This is a genomic window from Streptacidiphilus sp. MAP12-20, assembly GCF_041262525.1.
Taxonomy (GTDB): Bacteria; Actinomycetota; Actinomycetes; order Streptomycetales; family Streptomycetaceae; genus Streptacidiphilus.
Genome location: NZ_JBGCCK010000009.1, coordinates 146,295 through 170,298, shown reverse-complemented (window position 1 = coordinate 170,298; position 24,004 = coordinate 146,295). Strand labels below are relative to the sequence as shown.

At 70.7% G+C, this 24,004-nt stretch carries 20 protein-coding genes; 7 read left to right on the top strand and 13 right to left on the bottom strand.

What is annotated here, in order from left to right; genetic code table 11:
* Positions 1–76 precede the first annotated feature (76 nt).
* From ABIA32_RS14670 to ABIA32_RS14650, 5 genes are all read right to left on the bottom strand, one after another.
* Positions 77–1,342, bottom strand: a complete 1,266-nt coding sequence (locus tag ABIA32_RS14670) for a sugar ABC transporter permease (RefSeq protein WP_370094931.1) — start codon at positions 1,340–1,342, stop codon at positions 77–79.
* Positions 1,339–2,127 (bottom strand): ATP-binding cassette domain-containing protein, encoded by a 789-nt coding sequence (locus tag ABIA32_RS14665; protein WP_370094929.1) that lies wholly within the window; start codon positions 2,125–2,127, stop codon positions 1,339–1,341. Before ABIA32_RS14665 ends, ABIA32_RS14670 begins: the two co-directional genes overlap by 4 nt.
* A gap of 157 nt (positions 2,128–2,284) precedes the next feature.
* Entirely contained in the window at positions 2,285–3,388 is a 1,104-nt protein-coding gene (locus ABIA32_RS14660) for a sugar ABC transporter substrate-binding protein (protein ID WP_370094927.1), read from the bottom strand.
* Between the two features lie 168 nt (positions 3,389–3,556).
* Positions 3,557–4,729 carry an ROK family protein gene (locus ABIA32_RS14655; protein ID WP_370095146.1) on the bottom strand — a complete coding sequence of 391 codons (1,173 nt, stop codon included), beginning with the start codon at positions 4,727–4,729 and terminating at the stop codon, positions 3,557–3,559.
* Between the two features lie 237 nt (positions 4,730–4,966).
* Complete coding sequence (locus tag ABIA32_RS14650) at positions 4,967–6,241, bottom strand: MFS transporter (RefSeq protein ID WP_370094925.1); 1,275 nt, start codon at positions 6,239–6,241, stop codon at positions 4,967–4,969.
* Between the two features lie 243 nt (positions 6,242–6,484).
* On the opposite strand from ABIA32_RS14650, the gene ABIA32_RS14645 reads away from it, so the two are divergent.
* Positions 6,485–7,591, top strand: a complete 1,107-nt coding sequence (locus ABIA32_RS14645; protein ID WP_370094923.1) for a hypothetical protein — start codon at positions 6,485–6,487, stop codon at positions 7,589–7,591.
* A 63-nt stretch (positions 7,592–7,654) separates the two neighbouring features.
* Entirely contained in the window at positions 7,655–8,827 is a 1,173-nt protein-coding gene (locus tag ABIA32_RS14640; protein WP_370094921.1) for a hypothetical protein, read from the top strand.
* 80 nt (positions 8,828–8,907) lie between these two features.
* Here ABIA32_RS14640 and ABIA32_RS14635 read toward each other — a convergent pair whose 3' ends face one another.
* Positions 8,908–10,275: a GH1 family beta-glucosidase gene (locus ABIA32_RS14635; protein WP_370094919.1), complete on the bottom strand. Its 1,368-nt coding sequence runs from the start codon at positions 10,273–10,275 to the stop codon at positions 8,908–8,910.
* A 93-nt stretch (positions 10,276–10,368) separates the two neighbouring features.
* Here ABIA32_RS14635 and ABIA32_RS14630 point away from each other — a divergent pair, with 93 nt between their 5' ends.
* A complete protein-coding gene (locus ABIA32_RS14630) occupies positions 10,369–11,004 on the top strand; it encodes a TetR family transcriptional regulator (protein ID WP_370094917.1) in 636 nt (211 codons plus the stop codon).
* A gap of 13 nt (positions 11,005–11,017) precedes the next feature.
* On the opposite strand, the gene ABIA32_RS14625 is transcribed toward ABIA32_RS14630, so the two are convergent.
* Positions 11,018–12,010, bottom strand: coding sequence for an LLM class flavin-dependent oxidoreductase (locus ABIA32_RS14625; protein WP_370094915.1), 993 nt, complete (start codon positions 12,008–12,010; stop codon positions 11,018–11,020).
* Between the two features lie 147 nt (positions 12,011–12,157).
* Between ABIA32_RS14625 and ABIA32_RS14620 the strand changes: the two genes are divergently transcribed.
* The 3 genes from ABIA32_RS14620 to ABIA32_RS14610 are packed head-to-tail and all read left to right on the top strand — an operon-like array spanning position 12,158 to position 15,710.
* Positions 12,158–12,682 (top strand): PadR family transcriptional regulator, encoded by a 525-nt coding sequence (locus ABIA32_RS14620; protein ID WP_370094913.1) that lies wholly within the window; start codon positions 12,158–12,160, stop codon positions 12,680–12,682.
* Positions 12,679–13,383 carry an ABC transporter ATP-binding protein gene (locus tag ABIA32_RS14615; RefSeq protein WP_370094911.1) on the top strand — a complete coding sequence of 235 codons (705 nt, stop codon included), beginning with the start codon at positions 12,679–12,681 and terminating at the stop codon, positions 13,381–13,383. The genes ABIA32_RS14620 and ABIA32_RS14615 overlap by 4 nt, the downstream gene beginning before the upstream one ends.
* On the top strand, positions 13,380–15,710 hold the full coding sequence (locus tag ABIA32_RS14610; RefSeq protein ID WP_370094909.1) for an FtsX-like permease family protein: 2,331 nt from the start codon (positions 13,380–13,382) through the stop codon (positions 15,708–15,710). The genes ABIA32_RS14615 and ABIA32_RS14610 overlap by 4 nt, the downstream gene beginning before the upstream one ends.
* A gap of 12 nt (positions 15,711–15,722) precedes the next feature.
* Here the strand turns inward: ABIA32_RS14610 and ABIA32_RS14605 are convergent, their stop codons facing one another.
* Positions 15,723–15,968, bottom strand: coding sequence for a hypothetical protein (locus ABIA32_RS14605; RefSeq protein WP_370094907.1), 246 nt, complete (start codon positions 15,966–15,968; stop codon positions 15,723–15,725).
* A 383-nt stretch (positions 15,969–16,351) separates the two neighbouring features.
* Between ABIA32_RS14605 and ABIA32_RS14600 the strand changes: the two genes are divergently transcribed.
* Entirely contained in the window at positions 16,352–17,215 is an 864-nt protein-coding gene (locus tag ABIA32_RS14600) for an MBL fold metallo-hydrolase (protein ID WP_370094905.1), read from the top strand.
* A 131-nt stretch (positions 17,216–17,346) separates the two neighbouring features.
* Here ABIA32_RS14600 and ABIA32_RS14595 read toward each other — a convergent pair whose 3' ends face one another.
* The 5 genes from ABIA32_RS14595 to ABIA32_RS14575 all read right to left on the bottom strand — a co-directional run bounded on the left by ABIA32_RS14595 (position 17,347) and on the right by ABIA32_RS14575 (position 23,960).
* Positions 17,347–17,997 carry a GNAT family N-acetyltransferase gene (locus ABIA32_RS14595; RefSeq protein ID WP_370094904.1) on the bottom strand — a complete coding sequence of 217 codons (651 nt, stop codon included), beginning with the start codon at positions 17,995–17,997 and terminating at the stop codon, positions 17,347–17,349.
* A 112-nt stretch (positions 17,998–18,109) separates the two neighbouring features.
* Positions 18,110–20,818, bottom strand: a complete 2,709-nt coding sequence (acnA, locus tag ABIA32_RS14590) for an aconitate hydratase AcnA (RefSeq protein ID WP_370094902.1) — start codon at positions 20,816–20,818, stop codon at positions 18,110–18,112.
* A gap of 157 nt (positions 20,819–20,975) precedes the next feature.
* Positions 20,976–21,902 carry a hypothetical protein gene (locus ABIA32_RS14585; RefSeq protein ID WP_370094900.1) on the bottom strand — a complete coding sequence of 309 codons (927 nt, stop codon included), beginning with the start codon at positions 21,900–21,902 and terminating at the stop codon, positions 20,976–20,978.
* Complete coding sequence (locus ABIA32_RS14580; protein ID WP_370094899.1) at positions 21,899–22,372, bottom strand: DUF4188 domain-containing protein; 474 nt, start codon at positions 22,370–22,372, stop codon at positions 21,899–21,901. Before ABIA32_RS14580 ends, ABIA32_RS14585 begins: the two co-directional genes overlap by 4 nt.
* Before the next feature lie 13 nt (positions 22,373–22,385).
* Positions 22,386–23,960: a phenylacetate--CoA ligase family protein gene (locus ABIA32_RS14575; RefSeq protein WP_370094897.1), complete on the bottom strand. Its 1,575-nt coding sequence runs from the start codon at positions 23,958–23,960 to the stop codon at positions 22,386–22,388.
* Between the last annotated feature and the right edge of the window lie 44 nt (positions 23,961–24,004).

Genomic DNA, 24,004 nt, shown 5'->3' with positions numbered 1-24,004 from the left:
CCTCAAGAGGCCCGCCCACGTTGCGGAGGGCCGACGGCGTTCAGCGCCCATTCGGGCTACGCGGTCCGGCCGCTGATCAGCCGCGACCCGAGGACTTCTGAGTGCGGCGCGACAGCGAGTCGACGACCACGGCGGCCAGCAGCACGACACCCATGATCATGTACTGGTAGTCCAGGGTCAGGCCGAGCATGAAGAGCCCGGCGTTGATCGACTCGATCACCAGCACACCCAGCAGCGCCGACCAGACCCGGCCGCGACCGCCGAAGAGGCTGGTGCCGCCGATGACCGCGGCCGCGATGGCCATCATCAGGTTCATCGGGTCGCCACCGGCCTGGCCGGCCGCGTTGGTGGTGCCCGCGATGGCCAGACCGCCGAGCGCGGCGAAGGTGCCGGAGATGGCGTAGACGGAGATCCGGACCATCGGGACGGAGATGCCGGCGCGACGGCTGGCCTCGATGTTGCCGCCGACCGCGAAGATCTTGCGGCCGTAGGAGGTGCGGCGCAGCACGAAGTCACAGATGATCAGCAGCGCCACGAAGAGCACCATCGCGTTCGGCACGCCGCTGGCCAGGTTCAGCACGTAGGCCGCGCCGAAGGTGCCGACCGCCAGCAGCCCCGTGCGCAGCAGGAGCTCGCCGGTCGCCCGGAAGGGCACGCCCGCCTTGCGACGGCGCGCCTGCTCACCGAAAGTGCCCAGCGCCATCGAGGCGACGGCCAGGGCGGCCAGCAGGTAGCCGCCGGAGATGTCCCCGCCCATGAAGTACGAGTTGCCGGCGAGGAAGTGGTTGAGACCCTTGTCCTCGAGGTTGATGGTGCCGGTCGAACCGAGCAGCCACAGCATCGCGCCCTGCCAGGCAAGGAAGCCGGCCAGGGTGACCACGAAGGCCGGGACGCCGATCTTGGCGAAGATCCAGCCGTGCAGTGCGCCGATCGCCGCTCCGGTCAGCAGCGTGAGCAGGACCGAGAGCCAGGGGTTCACGTGGTTGTTCACCGACAGCACCGCGTAGACGGCGGCGGCGAGGCCGCTGACCGATCCCACCGACAGGTCGATCTCGCCGAGCAGCAGCACGAAGACCAGACCGATGGAGAGCAGGCCGATGCCGACCATGTAGTACGCGATGAACTCGGCCGTGGAGGCGGCGAAGTACTTGTTGTCCTTGAAGCTGAAGACGGCCCAGATGACGATCAGGCCGACGACGACCGGCAGCGAGCCGAGGTCGCCGCCGCGGACCTTGCGGACGAACTCGTTCCAGTAACCCGCCAGGCCGGACTCGCGCTGCAGCAGTCGCGGGTCGACGGCCGGGGTCGGGGCGGTCGCGGGGGTCTTGGTGTCGTTGCTCACTTCGCGGCCTCCGTCGTGCGCGCCTGACGCCGGGTCACCGCGTTGTCGGTGGCACCGGTGATCGCGGCGATGATGGTCTCCTGCGTGGTCTCCTGGACCGGGAAGGTTCCGTTGTTCTTCCCCAGCCGCAGCACACCGACGGTGTCCGCGACCGCGCGGACGTCGGCCATGTTGTGGCTGATCAGGATGACGCCGAGGTTCCGCTCGCGCAGCCGCTCGACCAGGTCGAGGACCTGCGCGGTCTGCTCGACGCCGAGGGCGGCGGTCGGCTCGTCCAGGATGACGACCTTCGGGTCGCCGATCAGCGAACGGGCGATCGCGACGACCTGGCGCTGACCGCCGGAGAGACTGGCGATCGGAATGCGCACGGACGGGATGCGGATGGAGAGCGTGTCCAGCAGCTCCCGCGCCTTCTGCTCCATGGCGACCTCGTCGAGGGTGCCGCGACGCTTCAACTCGCGTCCCAGGAACAGGTTGCCGACCACGTCGAGGTTGTCGCAGAGCGCGAGGTCCTGGTAGACGGTGGCGACACCGAGGTGCTGTGCGTCCTGCGGGCGCTGAATGGAGACCGGGCTGCCCTCCCACTCGATGACGCCCTCGTCGATCGGGTGCACGCCCGCGATCGTCTTGACCAGGGTGGACTTGCCGGCGCCGTTGTCACCGACCAGCGCCACCACCTCTCCGGCGTGGACCTCCAGCTCGACGTCGGTCAGCGCCTGGACGGCGCCGAACCGCTTGGAGACTCCGCGCAACGCCAGTACGGGCGCGCTTGTCACGTGAACCAACTCCTTCTCCGCACCCGGTGCCTCGGGTGGGCTGCCGCGCCGTCCCTGGCGCCTGCGGGGTAGTGCAAAAGCTTGGAATGAATGTCCCGCGCCGACTCCCGCACGGGAACCCCGTGCGGGAGTCGGCAACTGACGGACGGAAGAACCTGCGGACCGACTACTTGATTCCGGCCGCGGTGCACGCGGCGGCGAAGTCCGAGGTGCAGATCTGCGAAGCGGTGTAGAGCGCGTCGGCCACGACCGTGCTCTCGACGTTCGCCTTGGTCACCAGGACCGGGACCAGCAGGTCGGAGGGGACCTGGTCGCCGGAGCCGCTGGTCTTGGTCGCGGTGGCGACCGAGGAGACCGGGGTGCCGTTCAGCAGGTCGACGGCGAGCGTCGCGGCGGCCTCGGCCTCCGGCTTGTACGCCTTGTAGACGGTGTACGCCTGGGTGCCGGCGATGATCCGCTGGACGGCGTCGAGCTGGGCGTCCTGGCCACCGATCGGCGCGACGACACCGGCGTTCTTCATCGAGGTGACGATACCGGCGGCCATGCCGTCGTTGGCGGAGTAGACGCCCGCGACGTTCTTGGCACCGACCTGGTTGAACGCGGCGGTGGCCTTCTGGGCGGCGACGTCGGGCTTCCACAGACCGGAGGCGTCGTAGGCGATGTTCACCTTGCCCGCGACGGCGGTGGTGAAGCCCTTCTTGAAGTCCGCGGCGTTCGGGTCGGCCGAGTCGCCGTCGATCTCCACGACCTTGGCGGTCGGGGTGGCCTTGGCGCCCATGGCGGCCAGCAGGCCCTGGCCCTGCAGCTCGCCGACCTTCTCGTTGTCGAAGGAGACGTAGGCGTCGACCGGGCCCTGGGCCAGGCGGTCGTACGCAACGACCTTGATGCCCTTGGCCTTCGCGGCCTGGACCGAGGACTTGATCTGCGCGGAGTCCTGCGCGTCGACGACGAGGACCTTGACGCCCGCGTTGATCATCGTCTGGACCTGCTGCGCCTGCGTCTGGGCGCTGCCACCGGCGTTGGCGTACTGAACCGTGGCGTTCGGAGCGAGGGCCTTGACCTTCGCCTCGAACAGCGGCTTGTCGAACTGCTCGTAACGGGTGGTGGTGTTCTCCGGGAGCAGCAGGCCGATGACCTGCGCGCCGCCACTGGAAGAAGATGCGGAAGAAGAGCTGTTGGCGCTGCTGCCGGCCTTGCCACAAGCGGCGAGACCAAGGGCGATCGAGACGGCGGTGGTGACCACGACCGTGCGGCGCAGAGTGCTGTTCATCGTTGGGGTGCCTCCCTGACGCGGCCGCAACGTTGCGACCGAGGTGTGAGGGAGTCAACCTCCCTCACCAGGCTGGCGTCAATAAGTAAAACCGAAGAAGGTTGAATCCGAACCCATTCGTTATCTTCCTGAAGACATGACCGCGACCCGGTGCCCGGAATCCGGACGTCAGCCCGTCGGCAATGCGTTGGAATCGCTCATTTCGGACATGACCAACGCCAAGGCTCCAAGGACCTCGGCCCGACCGCCGAGCGTACCGGGGACCACAGAAAGCTGCCGGGCCGCGCTCGGAATCGCATAGCGGGCGACCGACTCGCGGATCGGGTCCAGCACCAGATCCCCGGCCTCGGCCAGGTCGCCGCCGAGGATCACCCGGCGCGGGTTGAGCAGGTTGCACATGTTGGCGACGCCGGTGCCGATCTGACGGCCCGCATCCGCGATCACGCGGCGGCAGCCCAGGTCACCGCGCTGCGCGAGCTGGACGACCTTGGGGATGGTCAGGTCCTGACCGTGGCTCTGCTGCAGCAGGCCGAGGATGTGCCGGGCGCCGACGAAGGTCTCGAGGCAGCCGCGGTTGCCGCAGCGGCACACCGGCCCGGCCTCGTCGAGCGTGATGTGCCCGATCTCGCCGGCGGTGCCGCCGGGACCCCGGTAGATCTGCCCGGAGATCACCAGGCCGGCGCCGACGCCGCTCGCGACCTTGATGTAGGCGAGGTCGGAGAGCCCGCGTCCGGCGCCCCAGACCAGCTCGCCGAGCGCGCCGAGGTTGGCGTCGTTGTCGACGAGGACCGGCATGCCGAGCCGGGCGGAGAGCTCCTGGGCGGGCGCGATACCGGTCCAGCCGGGCAGGATCGCGGTCGAACCGAGGGCTCCGGTCTCCACGTCGATCGGTCCTGGCACGCCGAGGCCGACGCCGATGACCTTCTCCACGGGGAAGCCGGTCTGCTCCAGCAGCCGGGCGACCAGCTGCTCGGTGCGGCCGAAGCCCTGGTCGGCGGAGGCGTCGGTGTCGATCGGCTCGCTCTCCTCGGCGAGCACCCGGTGGGCCAGGTTGCCGATGGCCACGCGCAGGTGCGAGTGCCCGAAGTCGACGCCGACGACGATGCCCGCGTCCGCGCTGAGCGAGACGCTGCGGGCCCGGCGGCCACCGGAGGAGGTCGGCGTGACCACCACCGTCCCGGCCTCGGAGAGCTCGCGGACGATGTTGGAGACCGTCGCGGCGGAGAGGCCGGTGCTGCGCGCGATCTCGGCCTGGGTCAGCGATCCGGCCATCCGGACCGCCCGGAGCACACGCTCCAGGTTGGCCCGGTGCAGCGACGACTGGGATCCCGGCGTTTCCACGGACATCTGCGTTCCATCCTGACCGCCGCGCCCTTGCGGCGGAGCCCTCGTTGCGGCCTCAAGGGCGACCGATGGTCGGCCTTGGTTTCGGCCTTGAATACAACTTCTGAACTCCAAGGAGAGCCAAAGGGGTGAAGTCATGTCAAGGCTGAACGAAGAGGAGATTCGCAAACGTTGCCTGATCGCGGCCTGAGGCCGGTCGACGGGCGGGTGGGCAGGCGAAGGCAGCGCCTGGCTTCAGGCGACACCCCGCACGCGGCGGACAAGTACCCCGCCGACGACTGTGACCAGGGCCGTCGCCAGATAGAGGCCGGTGTAGCCGCCGAGGTGCGCGATGATCGGCGCGGCCACGACGGGGGCGAGGACCTGCGGCCCCGAGTTCGCGATATTGATCACACCGAGATCCTTGGCCCGGTCCTGCGCGACCGGCAGCACCTGGGTGACCAGCGCCTGGTCGACCGCGAGGTAGACACCGAACCCCGCGCCGAGCACGGCCGCGGCGGCCATCGCCGCGGTCCAGCTGTGCAGGAAGGCCAGGATCAGCGCGGCCCCGGCCATGATCACGGCGCAGGCGAGGACGAAGGGCTTCCGGCGGCCGATCCGGTCGGAGAGCACGCCGACGGGGATGGCCGTCAGCGCGGCACAGAGCGTGTAGATGACCGTGAGGATGAGCACGCCGGTGCCGGGGTCGGCGTAGTGGACGGAATCGGTCAGGTAGTAGAGCAGGTAGAGCGTGCCGAGGGCGTTGCCGAGGTTGATCAGGAACCGGGTCAGCCAGGCCCAGCCGAAATCCGGGTGCAGCCGCGGGCTCACCCACAGCGTCCGCGCGAAGGCGCGCGCGTCGAAGACGGGCCGCAGGGCGCGCGGCAGTGCGGGCTCCGGGTGCCGCAGCACGAACGGCAGCGCGAGCGCGACGGTGAGCAGCGCGAGCAGTCCGTAGCCGGACCAGACGCCGGTCACCAGCATGGTCGTGATCAGCGCCCCGAGCACGAGACCGAGCGACTGCATGATCCCGGTCCACCCACTGACCTGCGCCCGCTGGCCGACCGGCACCCGGTCGGCCAGCGGCGTGGTCACCCCGGCGAGCATCGCGTTCAGCCCCGCCTGCGCGAGACACCACCCGAGCGCGACCCCGAGCACGGTGTGCTGGGCCGCCGTGACCGCGAGCCCGACGGCCCCGGCGAGCGCGCCGCCGAGAATCCACGGCCGCCGCCGCCCGAACCTGCTGACCGTCCGGTCGGACAGCGCGCCGGCGAGCGGGTTCGCGACGACGGCGACGAGCGCGCCGAGTCCGGTGACGAGGGAGAGGGCGTTGTTCTTGTCGGCCGCGTCGATGTGTTCGAGCTGCAAGGGGAGGAGGATCTGGATCGGGGTCATGAACGCCATGAACACGGCGAGCGTGGCGAACGAGAGACTCACCGTCCAGCCCGGCCGCACGCGCGCCGTCGGCTCGGCGAAGACGTCGACGGCGTCGACACCGGCGGCGGTGCTCTCGTCCACGGCCTGGTTCATGGGGGCCCCTTCGCCCATATGAGCAGTACTCACGTTTGGGCCGGAGTCTAGGGCCGCGATGGGCCTTTGAACAGCCTTGGTGCGGAGTTCACGTCCCGGTCGCCGACGGCCCGGCCACGCGGCCGCCACTGGTTAATCACCCAGACGTGAGCTTTTCACGATGTGTCGGACACCAGTAGTTCGCACGCCTGGGCGCTGCTTCAATCGAGTCCGCCATCGACCATCCGACACGGAGGAGCCGGCATGAATCCGCGATCAACAGTGAAGCAGGCAACGGACATTGAGCCCCGGCGGCGCCTCGCCGCCGGCACCGCGCTGGCCATCGGCGCCCTCCTGGTGCTGGCGGTGCCGGGCGCCGCGTACGCCAACAGCGTGGGCGTGACGGTGCGGACCCCCGGGGCCACCTCCGGCCCCACCACCATCGACTCGTCGATCTCGACGAATGCCCACTGCACCAGCGGTCTCGTCTCAGGCGGCGGGATCGACCAGGCCAACGGGACGGGCACGGGGAGCAACGGCAACCACGTGCTGGGCACCGAGCCCAGCTCCGACGGCAGCACCGAATACACCGGCACGACCGGGGTCGTCGGCACCGACGTGGCGTACTGGATCGCGAAGGGCGGCAGCGGCGGCCAGGTCAACTCCGGGTTCTCCACCACCCCTTACGCGATGTGTCTGACCAGCACGCTGATCAACCACACCCAGGTGGTGATGAACAAGGTCAACGCGCCCACCAGCGCGACGACGGTCGGCCTGGTCACCGCGACCTGTCCGGCCAACACGGTCCTGCTGGGCGGCGGCGCCCTCGTCACACCGGGCAACACCGGCAACTTCAAGGCCATCGCGAGCTTCCCCAGCTTCAACAACTCCGCCCACGACTTCGGCAAGAAGGCGGCGGCCGACGGCGAGACCAACCCCGACTCCTGGACCGCCGTGGGCTGGGACAACAGCTCGAACAGCAGTAACGAGACCTACGCCTACGCGATCTGCAGCGGCACGGGCATCAACGTGAGCGGCGTGACGGTGAAGGTCCGCTTCAGTGAGGCGACCGGTCCGAACACCGGGAGCACCGGCCAGAACACCACCGTGACCTGCGGCAGCGGGGACGGGAACCTGGTCAGCGGGGGCGCCGCCGTCAGCGGCGGCAGTGTGACCACCACCGACTTCACCGGACCGGGCTCGGCCGGGGACCACCTCAACGGGAGCTTCCCCAGCGACTCCAGCGGCAACCCCGTCAGCAACGGGACCACCACCGCGGCGTCCTGGACGGCCTTCACGCACACCGGCGGAATGGGGTCGACGACCACCCACTCCGACGCCTGGGCGCTCTGCGCCAACGACGGCGTTTGAATCGTCACCGTCTGCATCACCGCCCCCACCGCCACCACCGATCCATCAGAAAGGCAGCAGTCGATGACGAAGAGGTTCCTTCGGGCAGCCACGCTGGGAAGGGTGCTCGTCCCTGGCGCCCTGCTCGTCCTGGCAGTGCCGCAGCTCGCGTACGCGAACCCCGCGACCGTCACCGTCACGTCCCCCGGACCCACGATGGGCCCGACCACCCCCTTCACCGGTGTCTCGTCCCACGCGGACTGCGCGAGCGGCTTGGTCTCCGGCGGCGGGGTCACCCAGACCACCGGCGACGTGCGGTCGGGTAACGGCAACCATGTGATGGGCATCGCGCCCAGCGCGGACGGCGTCACCGAGTTCACCGGCGCCCCCGGGGTCGTCGGGGAGGATGTCACGCACTGGCTCGCCTTCGGCGGAAGCGGGAGCAACTCCAGCACCGCGTTCTCCACTACGCCCTACGCCATCTGCCTCTCCAGCCACCGGATCAGGCACACCCAGGTCGTCATGAACGAGACCGCGGGCCCCTCCGTCGGGCAGACGGAGAAGCTCGTCGTGGCGACCTGCCCGGCGGGCACCCTCCTCATCGGCGGCGGCGCCCGCACCACCCCCGCCAGCGTCGGCAGCCTGAAGCCGATCGCCAGCTTCCCCACCTTCAACGACGCCGCGCACGACTTCGGCAAGAAGGCGGCCGCGGACGGCGAGACCAACCCCGACTCCTGGACCGCCGTCGGCGGCATCGGCGGCGGCCGCGACAGCGGCAACACCACCTACGCCTACGCGATCTGCACCGGAGACCACGTCAACGTCGAGGGCATCACCACGGAGGTCCACTTCGCCGAGGTGAGCGGCCCGACCACGGCCAGCACGCACCTGACGGCCACGGCCGGCTGTGACTCCTCCGTCGGGGACAGCTCCTACGGGAACGGGCCCAGCGGGAACGGGCGCAGTGGGAACGCGGGCAGCGGGAACGGGCGCGACCCGTGGCAGCTGGTCAGCGGGGGCGCCGCCGCCAGCGGCGGCAACGTGACGACGACCGACTTCACCAAGGCGGGATCGGGCGGAACCCACCTCATCGGCAGCTTCCCCAGCGACTCCGCCGGCACGCCTGTCGCTGACGGAACCACCGCGCCCGCCTCCTGGTCGGCGACCGTCCACGCCGGCGGATCACCCTCCCCGAACACCTACACCGACGTCTGGGCGCTCTGCCTGAACACCCGCGGCGGCGGCGGGCAGCAGTAGTCACGGCTGCTGCGCGGCTTCCTCGTGCCGCGACGGCGGTCCCACCGCACCGTCGTGCACGGGGAGGCCGCGCATCTTCGCTACCCCCGGTGCCGCGCCCGCTGGGCGGCGATCAGCTCGCGGTACCAGTCGAACGACGCCCGGGGCGTGCGCCGCTGCGTCTCGAAATCGACCTCGACCAGGCCGAAGCGCTGGTGGTAGCCCTCGGCCCACTCGAAGTTGTCCAGCAGGGACCAGGTGAAGTACCCCCGCACGTCCACGCCGCGCTCCATCGCCTCCGCCACCGCTCCCGTGTGGCCGGCCAGGTAGTCGATCCGCGCCCGGTCCGCCAGGCCGGCGGGTGCGGCGCAGCCGTTCTCGGTGATCCAGACCGGCGGCAGCGCCGCGCCGTAGCGGGCCTTCAGGCCCACCAGCAGGTCGGTGAGGCCGTCGGGGACCACCGGCCAGCCGAAGGTCGTCCGCTCGTAGGGCTCCTCCGGCTCGACGATGTCGAACGGCAGGCCCGCCTCCGGCGAGGACGGGGCCGTGATCCAGGTCGGGTTGTAGTAGTTGATGCCCAGACCGTCCAGCGGCGCGGCGATGATCTCCAGATCGCCGTCCCTGACCAGGCCGCCCCAGCTCGGGTCGACCAGCCCGTAGGCGGAGAGGTCAGGGTAGGAGCCGGTCAGCACCGGGTCGTTGAAGAGCCGGTTGTGCAGCGCGTCGTACGCCGCCGCGCCAGCGCGGTCGGCCTCGGCGCGTGCGTCCTGGCGCAGGCGGACCGGGGTGCAGTTGTTGGCGATCAGCACCTCCGCGCCCGGCGCCGTCGCGCGCAGCGCGGCGGTCGCGAGGCCGTGACCGAGCAACTGGTGGTGCGCCGCGGGCACGGCGTCCAGCAGCAGCGCCCGCCCCGGCGCGTGGACGCCGAAGCCGTAGCCGAAGGACATGTGCACGAAGGGCTCGTTCAGCGTGATCCAGCGCCGCACCCGATCGCCCAGCCGCTCGCCGACCACCGCGGCGTACTCGCCGAAGCGGTACGCGGTCTCGCGCGCCATCCAGCCGCCGCCGTCCTCCAGGGCCTGCGGCAGATCCCAGTGGAACAGCGTCGGGGTCGGCGCGACGCCGGCCGCGAGCAGCTCGTCGACCAGGCGGTCGTAGAAGTCCAGGCCGCGCGGTTCGACCTTGCCCTCCCCCGTCGGCAGCACGCGCGGCCAGGAGAGCGAGAAGCGGTAGGCGTCCAGGCCGAGCTCGCGCATCAGCGCGACGTCCTCGGGGAAGCGGTGGTAGTGGTCGCAGGCGACGTCGCCGGTATGCCCGTCGCGGACCGCGCCCGGACGGCGGACGAAGGTGTCCCAGATGGACGGGCCCTTGCCGTCCTCCTCTGCCGCGCCCTCGATCTGGTACGCGGCGGTCGACGCGCCCCAGACGAAAGAGGCAGGGAACTTCGGCTGCGCAGGCGGCGGAGTCATGCGCACCACATCCTTCTTCTTCCTGTGAAAAACATGAGAATAGCTCATGTTAGTGACTCGCCAACCTTACACTCGATCAGGCAGAGTGAGGCCATGCACGTACCCGCTTCCACCGAAGGCATCGTCCGCCGCAGGCCGGTGCAGCGGCGCAGCCAGGAGCGCTTCGACCGGATTCTCGACGCCTGCGCCCGGCTGCTCGACGAGGTCGGGTACACCGCGCTGACGACCAAGGAGGTCGCCCGGCGGGCGGAGGTGCCGATCGGCACGCTCTACCAGTTCTTCCCGGGCATCGACGGGCTGCTCGGCGCGCTCGCGGAGCGCAATCTCGAACACTTCATGGACCGCCTCACCCGCCGGATGGAGGCCGAACGGCCTTCTGACATCACGGGGATGGTCGACCTGGCGGTCGAGGAGTACGTGGCCATGCACCGGGCCGTGCCCGGCTTCGGCGTGGTCGACTTCGGCGCGGTCGGGCGCGAGGACGCGCCGAGCATGCACCTGCTGGACTCGGTACTGGAGAACAACGCCGCCGTCGCCGACCGGCTCTGGGCCCTGCTCGGCGACCTGATCGGCGGCACCGACCGGGCCGCCGCCCGGATCTCCCTGCACGTCGCGCTGGAATGCGCGGACGCGGTGCTGCGGCTGGCCTTCCGCAGCGATCCCGAGGGAGATCCGGTGCTGATCGCCGAGTGCAAGCGGCTGCTGCGCGGCTACCTGTCCGAGGGCTGAGGCCCTTCTCCGGTCACAGCTCCCTGAGGGCAGGCATCACCTTGTCCGCGAACAGGTGCAGGCTCTCCCAGGCCGCGTCGACCGGGATGCCGCCGCACATCGGGTGCAGCAGCAGGTTGCCCAGGGGGCCCTCCGCGCAAGCCAGCTCGACGCACTGCTCCGGGGTCAGGCAGCAGTAGGTGCCCTCGGCGCGCAGCTGGTCGACCGTCAGCGCCTTCGTCGAGACCGCGGAGCGGATGTCCGGCGTCTGCCAGGAGGCGTAGGTGCGGGCCTCGTGCAGGAAGCGTTCGCCGAAATGCGCCCAGGCGTGCTCGGGGTCCTCGGTGCAGAAGACCATCCGGGTGGGGTCCGGCGGCAGCAGCACGAATCCGCCGTCCCAGCCGGCCTCGGCGGCCAGCCGGTCGTAGTACTCGACCAGCTCGGGCAGGTGCGCCGCGGTGAACAGCGGCAGCCGCAGCCGGACCGCGCGGCGGACCGCCGCCTTGGACGAGCCGCCGACGATCAGCGGCGGGTGCGGCCGGGTCAGCGGCGGCGGGGTCAGCGTGACCCGTCGCCCGCGGTACTCGAACTCCTCGCCGGTCCAGGCGGCGAGCAGGGTCTCCAGCACCTCGTCCTGGATCCGGCCGCGCTCCTTCCACTCGACGCCCATCAGCTCGTACTCGGCGGGCCGGTAGCCGATCCCGGCGACGACGGTGACCCGGCCGTCGCTGAGGTGGTCCAGCACACTGATCTCCTCGGCGAGCCGCAGCGGGTCGTAGAGCGGGGTGATCAGCGCGCAGAGCATGACCGGGATGCGGCTGGTGGCGCCGAAGATCGCGGCGGCGGTGGCGATCGGCGCGGGGCTCCAGCCGTCGACCACGCCGTGGTGCTCCTCCAGCGTGATCAGGTCGAATCCCTGGGCGTCGCCGAAGGCGGCCATCTCGACGGTGGCGCGGTAGCGGGCGGAGACGTCCTTGCGGTCCAGGCCGGGGGTGACCTGGTTGAAGCGCAGCGTGGTGACGGTCACGGCACTCGTCCCTTCGTAACTGACTGTCAGTCAGATATCGGCATGGGTATCATCGCTCGCGGGAGAGGACAAGAGCCCCGGCGTCGTCCGACCGCCTGGCTGGTCGGGTATTCACTGCGTGTATACCTGATGTGTATAGTCGCTCCCATGACGATCGGACACACGCTGCTCGGCCTGCTCGAGTCCGGCCCCCGCCACGGCTACGACCTCAAACGCGCCTTCGACGAGCGCTTCGGCCAGGACCGCCCGCTGCACTACGGGCAGGTCTACTCGACGATGGCCCGGCTGCTGAAGAACGGTCTCGTCGAGGTCGACGGGATAGAGGCGGGCGGCGGCCCCGAACGCAAGCGCTACGCGATCACCGACGCCGGGCTGACCGACGTCGAACAGTGGCTGGCCTCTCCGGAGAAGCCGGAGCCCTACCTCCAGAACACGCTCTACACCAAGGTCGTCCTCGCCCTGCTCACCGACCGCAGCGCCCAGAGCATCCTGGACACCCAGCGCGCCGAACACCTCCGCCTGATGCGCGAACTGACCCGTCGCAAGCTCGACGGCGACTTCGCCGACCAGTTGATCTGCGACCACGCCCTGTTCCACCTGGAGGCAGATCTGCGCTGGCTCGAGCTCACCGCCGCCCGCCTGGACCAGCTCCGCGCCGAGGTGGTCGCGTGACACGCGTGACGAGTTCGGCCGAAGCCGTCCTCAGCGCGAGTGGTCTGCGCAAGACCTACGGCGCCACCCCCGCGCTCGACGGCGCCGATTTCGCGATACACGCCGGGGAGACCGTCGCCGTGATGGGACCCTCGGGCTCCGGCAAGTCGACGCTGCTGCACTGCCTCGCCGGGATAGTGAAGCCGGACGCGGGCGTGGTGCGGTACCAGGGGCGTGAGCTGTCCGCGATGGGCGACGCCGAGCGCAGCGCGCTGCGCCGGGAGGAGTTCGGCTTCGTCTTCCAGTTCGGCCAGCTGGTCCCCGAGCTCACCTGCCTGGAGAACGTCGCTCTGCCGCTGCGCCTGGCCGGCGCCCGTCGCCGGGACGCCGAGCAGCGGGCCGCCCGCTGGCTGGAGCGGCTGGAGGTCGGCGAGTTGGGCCGCAAGCGGCCCGGCGAGGTCTCCGGCGGGCAGGGCCAGCGCGTCGCCGTCGCCCGCGCCCTCGTCGGCGAGCCCCGCGTGGTCTTCGCCGACGAGCCGACCGGCGCGCTCGACTCGCTCAACGGCGAGCGGGTGATGCAGTTGCTCTCCGCCGCCGCGCGGGAGACGAAGGCCGCCGTCGTCCTGGTCACCCACGAGCCCCGGGTCGCCGCCTACTCGGACCGCGAGGTCGTCGTCCGCGACGGCCGCACCGGCACGAGCCTGACGGCGGTCCCCCGGTGACCGCCTGGCTCCGGGACCTCCGTCTCGGTGCGCGCTTCGCCGTCGGCGGACGCGAGGGCTGGTTCCGTACCCTGCTGACCGCCCTCGGCGTCGGCTGCGCGGTGGCCCTGCTGATGCTCGCCACCGCGCTGCCGGGCATGATGAACGCCCGCAACGCGCGCGGCGCGGCGCGCGAGCTGGCGAATTTCGGCGGCCCGCTGACCGCCTCCGCCACGACGCTGCTGGTCCGCGACGCGGACACCACCTTCCACGGCGACGCCGTCCACGGCGAGCTGGTCAAGCCCGAGGGCTCCCGTGTGCCGACACCTCCCGGGCTGGCCGCCTGGCCCGGCGGCGCCACGATGTACGTCTCGCCCGCGCTGCGCTCGCTGCTCGCCTCGCCCGAGGGAGCGCTGCTCAAGCAGCGCCTGCCTTACCGTGACGTCGGCACCGTGGGCGACGCCGGGCTGGTCGGCCCCGGCGAGCTCGTCTACTACGCCGGGGACGCCTCCCTCACGGTCGCACCGAGCGGCTCGAGCAGCGTCTACCGCACCGACCGCATCGGCGGCCACCTCGTCTCCGCGGGGCTGTCCCCGATGCTGATGCTGCTCACGGTGATCACCTTCGTGGTGCTGCTGGTGCCTGTCGCGGTCTTCCTCGCCACGGTGGTGCGGATCGGCGGCGAGCGACGTGACCGCAGGCTGGCCGCGCTGCGGCTGGTCGGGGTCGACATCCGGGGCACGCATCGGGTCGCCTCCGGCGAGGCGCTGGTCGGCGCGATGGCGGGGGTGCTGGCCGGTTTCGGCATCTTCCTGCTGGCCCGTCAGCTCGTCTCCGCGGTCGACCTGCTCGGCCTGAGCGTGTTCCCCTCCGACCTCGCGCCGCAGGCGGCCCTGGTCGGCTGGATCGCCCTGGTGGTGCCGCTGCTCGCGGTCGCCGTCACGACGCTCTCGCTGCGCGGGGTCACCATCGAGCCGCTCGGCGTGATGCGCAACAGCGCTCCGCCCAGGCGCCGGCTCTGGTGGCGGCTGCCGGCCCCGGTCGGCGGCACGCTGCTGCTGCTCTCCACCACCCTCGGCAGCAGCTTCTCCGACTCGATGCAGCGTCAGCTGATCGCAGGCGTGGTGCTGCTGCTGATCGGCGTCACGACGCTGCTGCCCTGGCTGATGGAGCGGATCGTCGGCCGACTCGGCGGCGGTCCGGTGCCGATCCAGCTGGGCAGCCGCCGGCTCCAACTCTCCGGCGGTGCGGCCGCCCGCGCGGTGAGCGGGGTGGCCGTGGCGGTGGCGGGCGCGATCGCGGTGCAGAGCCTCTTCGCCGGCGTGAGCGGCCAGTTCACCAGCGGAACCGGCCGGGATCTGTCCCGCGCCCAGGCGGGTATCGCCGCCTCCCTGGCCGACGCGCGGCAGGCGGACGCGGTGGTCGCGAAGCTGCGCGGTACCCAGGGCGTGCTCGGCGCGACGAAGCTGTTGTCCGACTACGACGCGGCCCTGCCGGGCACGGGTCAGCGGCTCACGGTGTACGTCGGCGACTGTTCGACCCTCGCCGAGTACACCGGGCTCACGGACTGCGCCCCCGGCGGCGCATACCTGGTGAAGGCGCCCTTGAACGACCCGATGAGCGATCCGGTCCCGTTGGTCCGCCCCGGCCAGCGGGTGGACCTCCACGGCAGCGCGCCCGACCCGCAGCACCCCGCCTCGTCGGCCTACTGGACGGTCCCGGCCTCCCTCCGTACGGTGCCGTTCCGCAAGGGCCCGGACGGCACGACCAGGGCGGGGCTCTTCGTCACCCCGCAGGCACTCGACCCGCAGCGGCTCAGCACGGCGATCCTCACCAGCGACATCCGCCTCGCCCCCGACGACCCGGACGCCATCGAGCGCGCCCGCACGGTGGTGGCGACGACCGTCCCCGGCCTGCAGATCCAGGTCTACGCGGAGACGACGACCGACCGGAAGTTCGCCAACATCCAGCGCGGACTCATGGTCGGCGCGATCGTCACGCTGCTGCTGATCGCTATCGGCATGGCCGTCTCCATGACGGAACAGCTGCGCGAACGCCGCCGCCTGCTGGCGGTGCTGGTGGCCTTCGGCACCAAGCGCTCGACGCTGGCCCTCTCCGTCCTGTGGCAGAGTGCGGTCCCCGTGGTCATCGGCCTCGTCCTCGCCCTCGCGGGCGGCCTGGGCCTGGGCGCGCTGCTGATGCGGATGACCATGAGGACCATCCGCTTCGACTGGGCCATGGTCGCGACCATGACGGGCGCCGGCGCGGCGGCCGTGGCCGTCGCCACGCTGCTCAGCCTCCCCGCGCTCTGGCGCCTGATGCGCGCCGACGGTCTGCGCACGGAGTAGCGCGGCACCCCTTCACAACCGCGGCACCCACCGCACCCCCGAGAGGGCGTCCTCCACCAACTGCACCTGGCGCGCCAGGACGTTGAGGCGGGCGCCCTCCTCGGCGTAGGCGCGCAGCTTCTCCTCGATCGCATGCGGCTCGAAGTGCTCCCCGAGCTCCACCCGCGCCCGCGAATACGCCGTCCGCGCCCCCTGCAGGGCCGCCTCGGTCAGATAGCGCACGTCCCTGGCGAGCATCTGCGGGTGCTTGTAGAACACGTGGTACCGCCGCCACTCCCCCGGCGCCTGGTCGTAAAAGCCACCTCCTGGCGGACTCCTCCCAGCCGGGACTGCCGGGCGGTGGGACGCGTTCCGGCCAGCCGGGAGGGACGGGAGAGGTGTTCACCTCTCCAGTATAGGAACATATTTTCGAATACCCGAGCCGGACGTTCGCACAAACCTGGGCGGGGCATGGTGAGCGCTTGTGCGTGCCGGCGGGCCCGTCGTCGTGTTGCGGATCGGATGCGGGCGAGCAGGATTGCCCTTGGAACGGGTCGGCGGCTCGTCGAGCCCCCAGCCCCTGGGCTCCGAGGCCAAGCGCTCGACCGACCAAGCCCAGCGCGTCGGCCGGGATCCCAACGAGAGTGGAAGGGAACCACGACATGCCGGAAGCCACATCACCGCTGCAGTACGAGACCTTGTGCCTGCGCCGGCCTGGTCTGACCCGCGACCTGCCGCCCGGCACCCGCGAGGACCTCCAATGGGTGGTCAACACTGCGACCTTGATCTTCGGCGACCGTGACGCCGCGCTCGTCGACACGTTCCTCACCGTCGACCAGAACCAACAGCTCGTCGACTGGGTGAAGGCGCACGACCGCAACCTGGCCTACGTCTACATCACGCACGGCCATGGCGACCACGGCTTCGGCGTGAAGCAGCTTCTGGAGGCATTTCCCGAGGCCAAGGCAATCTCGACCGCCGCGGCCGTGGCCAAGGCGAGGTTCGAGGGCACGCCGCCCTACATCGACACCTTCTGGACCTCACGCTTTCCGGGGCAGGTCCCGCTACCGCAGGTCTTCCCGGAGATCCTGGATGGCGACACATTCGCCCTCGAAGGCCACCCGCTGCGGGCGGTCGAGGCCGGTTTCACCGACTGCGAGGGCAGCACCGCGCTGTGGGTGCCGGACCTGCGGCTCGTCGTGGCCGGCGATGTCGCCTACAACGGCATCCACCAGTACATGGGCGAGACCACCACCGCGTCGCGCGAGGAGTGGATGCGCGCCACCGACACGCTCGCCGCACTCGACCCTGCCTTCGTCGTCGCCGGCCACAAGAACCCCGACCTGCCCGACGACCCGAAGATCCTCGCCGAGACCAAGAAGTACCTGGCGGACTTCAACCGGCTCGACGCCGAGACTGAGACCGCGGCCGAACTGTACGAGGCCATGCTGGCGCTCTATCCCAGCCGAGCCAACCCGGGCTCGCTCTGGGGCGGGGCGAAGCGGGCCAAGACGTCACCACAGTGACGTCACACCGTGTACGACCCAGGCGGCATGGGTGCGATGTGGAACGACAACATCAGGTCCATGGGCGTCTGGCACGGCTGACGCCGATCGGACACCGGCGCCGAGGCCGCGCTCACCATGTGCTGGTCGGTCTAAGACGCGATCAGCAACGCCTCGGCGCCCACCGGCCGGAAGCCCGCCGCCTGGAAGGCGCGGACGCTGCGGGCGTTGCCTGCCGCCTGTTGCGCCCAGACCGGGACGCCCACCGGCGCGAGGTAGCGCGCCGACGTGGCCAGCAGGCGGCCCAGGCCCCGGTGGCGCGCCTGTTCGTCCACCTCGATCGCCACCTCCAGGCGGCCGGCGACCCCGCGTCCAAGGACCACCACGCCGCCCACGCCGCCCTCTGCCTGCCAGACCCGCACCCCGTCGCGGCGCTTGCGCGCCCGCGCGACCCGGGGGTGGTCGGGGTCCTCGATCTCGCGCAGTTCGAGCGGAGGCCGGCCCGGGAGCCAACTGGCCACCGTGAGCAGGTCGATCGTGTCGGTCGACCGCCCCGTGCGGGTGAGCATCGCGGCCAGGAAGCGCGGGTTCATCGTGGCCGCGAGCTCGTCGCAGTCGAGCGCCGCCAGCGTGGCGTGCACCCACGCGGGATCCTCGTCCGTGAACACCACCGAGTGCGCGGTGAAGGCGATCACGCCGGCGTCGCGATGGCTCGGCTGCGGCACCACCGTCACGCCCCCGTCCGGGGGCGGAAACGTCCCCTGCGCCGCCGCGTCAAGGATCTCCGCCAGCGTCCCACCCATGCCTGCCCCCTCCACTCGGATTCCCGCCATTCCAAGATCAGCTTGTCACAGCAGAGCGGCCCCGCTCCCCCGAAAGGGGAACAGGGCCGCTCTCCGCGTGCGTCGCGCGTGATTACTTGATCAGCGAGCGCAGCACGTACTGCAGGATGCCGCCGTTGCGGTAGTAGTCCGCCTCGCCGGGGGTGTCGATACGGACCTTGGCGTCGAAGGAGACGCCGGTGTCCGTGGTGACCTTGACCGTCTTCGGGGTGCGGCCCTCGTTCAGCTCGGTGACGCCCTCGAAGGAGAAGGTCTCCTCGCCGGTCAGGCCCAGCGAGTCCGCCGTGTGACCCTCGGGGTACTGCAGCGGGAGGACGCCCATGCCGATCAGGTTCGAGCGGTGGATGCGCTCGTAGGACTCGGCGATGACGGCCTTGACGCCGAGCAGCGCGGTGCCCTTGGCCGCCCAGTCGCGGGACGAGCCGGAGCCGTACTCCTTGCCGGCCAGGACGACGAGCGGGGTGCCCGCGGCCTGGTAGTTCTGCGAGGCGTCGTAGATGAACGACACCGGCGCGTCGGCCTGGGTGAAGTCGCGGGTGTAGCCGCCCTCGGTGCCCGGCGCGATCTGGTTGCGCAGGCGGATGTTGGCGAAGGTGCCGCGGATCATGACCTCGTGGTTGCCACGGCGCGAGCCGTAGGAATTGAAGTCACGCTTCTCGACGCCGTGGGCCTTGAGGTACTCGGCCGCCGGCGTGCCGTCCTTGATGTTGCCGGCCGGGGAGATGTGGTCGGTGGTGACCGAGTCGCCCAGCTTGGCCAGCACGCGCGCGCCGGAGATGTTCGAGACCGGGCTCGGGTCCTTGGCCATGCCCTCGAAGTACGGGGGCTTGCGCACGTAGGTGGACTGGGCGTCCCACTCGAAGGTGTCGCCCGTCGGGACCTGCAGGGACTGCCAGCGGTGGTCGCCCGCGAAGACGTCCGCGTAGTCCTTGGTGAACATGTCCTGGTCGATCGAGGTGGCGATGGTGTCGGCCACCTCCTGCTCGGTCGGCCAGATGTCGTGCAGGTAAACCGGGTTGCCCTCGGCGTCCACGCCCAGCGCGTCACGGGTGATGTCGATGTTCATGTTGCCCGCGAGCGCGTAGGCGACCACCAGCGGCGGGGAGGCCAGGTAGTTCATCTTGACGTCGGGGTTGATCCGGCCCTCGAAGTTGCGGTTGCCGGAGAGCACCGAGACGACGGCGAGGTCGTGGTCGTTGACGGCCTTGGAGACCTCCTCGGGCAGCGGGCCCGAGTTGCCGATGCAGGTGACGCAGCCGTAGCCGACCAGGTTGAAGCCCAGCTTCTCCATGTAGGGGAGCAGGCCGGCCTTCTCGTAGTAGTCCATGACGACCTTGGAGCCGGGCGCCAGTGTGGTCTTCACCCACGGCTTGACGGTCAGCCCCTTCTCCACCGCCTTCTTGGCCAGCAGGGCGGCGCCCAGCATGACCGAGGGGTTGGAGGTGTTGGTGCAGGAGGTGATCGAGGCGATCACGACCGCGCCGTTGTCGATCTCGTAGACCTTGCCGTCGGGCGCGGTGACCGGGGTCGGCTTGTGGATGCCGTTCGAGGTCGCCGGGGCGTCGGAGGCCGGGAAGGACTCCTCGCCGGACTCGTCCGAGGTGGAGATGTAGTCGCGGACGGCGCTGCGGAACTTCGAGGCGGCCTCGGCCAGGATCACGCGGTCCTGCGGGCGCTTCGGGCCGGCGATCGAGGGGACGACCGTGGCCAGGTCCAGCTCCAGGTACTCGGAGTAGACCGGCTCGACGGCCGCGTCGTGCCAGAGGCCCTGCTCCTTGGCGTACGCCTCGACCAGGGCGAGCTGCTGCTCGCTGCGGCCGGTCAGGCGCAGGTAGTTGATGGTCTCGCCGTCGATCGGGAAGATCGCGCAGGTCGAGCCGAACTCCGGCGACATGTTGCCGAGGGTGGCGCGGTTGGCCAGCGGCACCGCGCCGACGCCCTGGCCGTAGAACTCGACGAACTTGCCGACGACGCCGTGCTTGCGCAGCATCTCGGTGATGGTGAGCACCAGGTCGGTGGCGGTGGCGCCCTCCGGCAGGGCGCCGGTGAGCTTGAAGCCGACCACGCGCGGGATCAGCATGGAGACCGGCTGGCCCAGCATGGCGGCCTCGGCCTCGATGCCGCCGACGCCCCAGCCCAGCACGCCCAGGCCGTTGACCATGGTGGTGTGCGAGTCGGTGCCGACGCAGGTGTCGGGGTAGGCCTGGCCGTTGCGGACCATGATCGTGCGGGCCAGGTACTCGATGTTGACCTGGTGCACGATGCCGGTGCCGGGCGGGACGACCTTGAACTCGTCGAAGGCGGTCTGGCCCCAGCGCAGGAACTGGTAGCGCTCCTTGTTGCGGCCGTACTCGATCTCGACGTTCTGGGTGAACGCGTCCTTGGTGCCGAACTTGTCGGCGATGACCGAGTGGTCGATGACCATCTCGGCCGGGGCCAGCGGGTTGATCCGGGACGGGTCGCCGCCGAGCTCCTTGACCGCCTCACGCATGGTCGCCAGGTCGACGACGCAGGGAACGCCGGTGAAGTCCTGCATGATCACGCGGGCCGGCGTGAACTGGATCTCCTCGCTGGGCTCCGCGTTCGGGTCCCAGCCGCCCAGCGCCCGGATGTGGTCGGCGGTGATGTTGGCGCCGTCCTCGGTGCGGAGCAGGTTCTCCAGCAGGATCTTCAGGCTGTAGGGAAGGCGCGCGGCGCCCTCGACCTTGTCCAGCTTGAAGATCTCATACGATTCGTCGCCCACCTGCAGCGAGCTGCGGGCGTCGAAGCTGTTCGCGGACACGACTTCTCCCTGTGTTATCAGATGCGCGGCGTTGTGCGGGGCGCGCTGCTCACGCGATCAGGTCGAGTGTAGCGGCAGATATCTTGATGTCGAGATACCACCCTAGTACACGCCGCGCCGAGGCGCGAAACAGCCCCGAGCAGGCGAGTCGAGCCGGTCAGCGTCGGGCGGAGGGGACCGGAGCGACCAGCGGGTGTCCGACGCGGAAGACAGCCAGCGCATCGGCGGGGAGAAGGGCCGCTGTCGCCGGGCAGTCGAGCAGCTGGCTGACGGGGTGCACCCGCAGGCCCAGCTCGGTCAGCGTGTACCAGAGCCGCGCCAGATCGCGTCCGGTCGCGAGCACCCCCTCGGGTGTGTCCCGCTGGCCCGTCAGGATCAGCACGCTGTGCTCCTGCTTCGCGAACAGCTCCCGCTGCGTCCCCGCGAGTACGCCGGCCAGCGGCCCCTGCGCGCGCAGTGCGAGCACCGCCCGCAGGCCGATCGCCTCGGCGCGGCTCATCGCCAGAGCCTCGTAGCTCAGCCCGTCCTGCGCGAAGCGGGGATCGGCGGGCGACAGCCTCAGCCACTGCCGCAGCTCCGCGACGACCGGAGCCGTGCGCCACATCCAGCGGTCCGCCCGGACCGCGAGCGCGGCCAGCTCCCCCGAGGGCAGCTCGTGCAGGCCCGAGCCGATCACTCGCCCCCAGAGCAGCGCCAACTGCTCCGACGTGAGCCGGCCGGGCAGGTAGGGGCCACGGGCGCAGCCGCGTCGCGCCACGACCCGGCCGCGGATCTCGGTCGGGTAGACCGCGTCCGCAGGGCGCAGCTCGGCGAAGGTCCGCGCCTCCGGATCGACGCGCACCTCGGCCTCGACCGCGAGCCCCGCCTCCGCCGCGACGATCAGGCAGGTCTCCAGATACGCGCCCAGCGAGAGGTAGAGGTCGCGCCGGGTGGGATCGCCCGCCGGCAGCTCGCGCTCGGCCGCCCAGCCGAGAACAACGCGGTCCGATTCGTAGCGGAGTGTCCACGGCTGCGTATTGTGCGCACTCGGCGCGCGCCCGCAGAGCGGCTCCAGCGCGCGGAAGCGCTCCGTCCAGTCGCTCATTCGCTCGCGCCCTTCGTTCCGCCGAAGAAATGCCGGACCGGGCGCTGCCCGGCCTCAGCGCTGAGCGGCGCGTAGGCGTCGATGTGGGCGAGCTCGCCGTCCTCCGCCCGCCAGACGCCGTTGGTGTAACCGGTCTCGTCGGCCGTGTAGATCTTGATCCAGCCGGCCGTCGCCTTCTTCCGACCCTGGTCCGTCAGCCAGCACATCAGCTCGGCGTGCTCGCGGCTGCGGGCGAACTTGAGCAGTTCGTCCCGGTCGGTGAAGAAGGCGATCGTGCCGAGCGAGAGCGGAGCCCGGTAGTAGACCTTGTGCCAGACGTAGCCGCGCATCCGGCGCATCTGGCGGACCATCCGGAACCAGCGCGGGCCCAGGCTGACCACCGCCCACAGGCTGCTGTACCGGGTCGCGCCCACGAACATCGCCCCGGCCGGACCCGGCGGCGGGGTGAGGCTGAAATCCGTCGTCCGCATCGAACCGCTCTCCTCAACCCTGGGCCAGGTACTTGTTCTTGATCCCGGTCCGCCCCGCGAACGGCCCGGTCCCGAACGCGTGCAGCTCGACCCCGATCTCGGCCGCGCTCGCATCCTCCGTCAGCGACTGCGCGAAGTCCCGGCTGCAGTGCGCGAGGTGACGCAGCACCCCGTCGCGGCAGAGCTTCACCAGCTGCTCGCGCTCCTCGCCGGCGAGCCCGCTCCCGGCGCGCAGCTGCACGTGCACCACCGGCCGGATCTCCGCGTCCGCGGACTCGCGCAGCGCCAGCGTGAAGCCCTCGATCGACTCCGCGTACGGATTGCCGTGGTAGAGCCCGTACTCGACGTCCTGCGGGTAGAGGTTCGCGCCCATGTAGGAGACGGTCGAGTCGGCGCGGCCGTAGAGGAACAGCAACGGCAGCTGCATCCGTTCGCGCCGGTGCACGCGGTACGCGTCCTCCAGCAGTCCCGGACGCGTCGCGGCCAGCGCTGTGAGCCGCTGGCGGGCCTCGGGGAAGCTGAGCAGCATGGCCTCGTCGCCGATGTTGTAGCGGAGCTTGGGGGCCATCACGGCGGTGGAGTTGATCGTGCAGAGCAGCTCGCCGGTCGGGCCGTCGCCGAGGGTCTCCAGGTAGGTCTCGAGCGGGTTGTACTGGAAGATCATCGGCAGCCGCTGCTCGTCCTCGCCCAGGAAGGCCGCCCGCACGCCCGCATCCTGGAGGATCAGCCGGCGCAGCCAGACCGCGAAGGTGGTCTCACCGCCCATGCCGATGGTGAGGTCGGACGCGCCGTAGCCGGAGCGGACCTTGCTGAACACGTCGCCGACGTAGTCGCGCAGCGCCTCGGTCATGCCCTCGCCGCCGACCATGGCCGCCATCCGGTAGCCGCGGAACCACTCCTCCCCCGCCAGCCGGTCGCGCAGATGCTTCAGGAACGGCGGGTAGGCGGTGACCAGGTAGTCGTAGCGCGGGCCGAAGTGCCGCAGCGTGTCGACGATCTTCTCCAGATCCGGCCCGGTGTTCTTGACCAGGGAGATCCTGGCCATCGCGATGCCGGTGTTGGTCCCGGTGGCCCAGGCGCCCATGGAGTAGGCGTTGATCACGAACCGCCGCCGCGAGGGGAAGACCAGACTGGTGTACCCCGCCACGTTCCGGTGGACGGTGTCGAGCTCGCGGCGGCTGCGCACCCAGTTGTAGGGGGTCCCGGAGGAGCCGGAGGACTCGTCGACGACGCTGCCCGCGATCTCCACCCTCCCCTTCCAGCTGCGCTCCTCCTCCGAGTGGGCCCGGACGTAGGACTGCTTGTCGGTCGGCGGATAGGAGTCGAGCCTGAGCCAGCGGAAGCGCCAGCCGTTCGCGCGCAGGTGCTGCTGATAGGCGGGCACGTCCAGCGCGGCGAACTGGCAGGTCATCCAGGCGTGGGCGCGGGCGAAGCCGCCCATCCAGGGCCGGTACTCGCGGGCCATCAGCCGCCAGACGGCGGGGTGGCTGCGGTAGACCCGGTAGACGGCGGTGAGCCCGAAGCTGACGATGCGCAGCGCCCACTGACGCGTGAGCGCGGCGGGCGAGACGGTGGAAGCACGCGACATGCCGCCAGCATCCTGCTGCTGACGGCATGTCACATGAGTTGGAC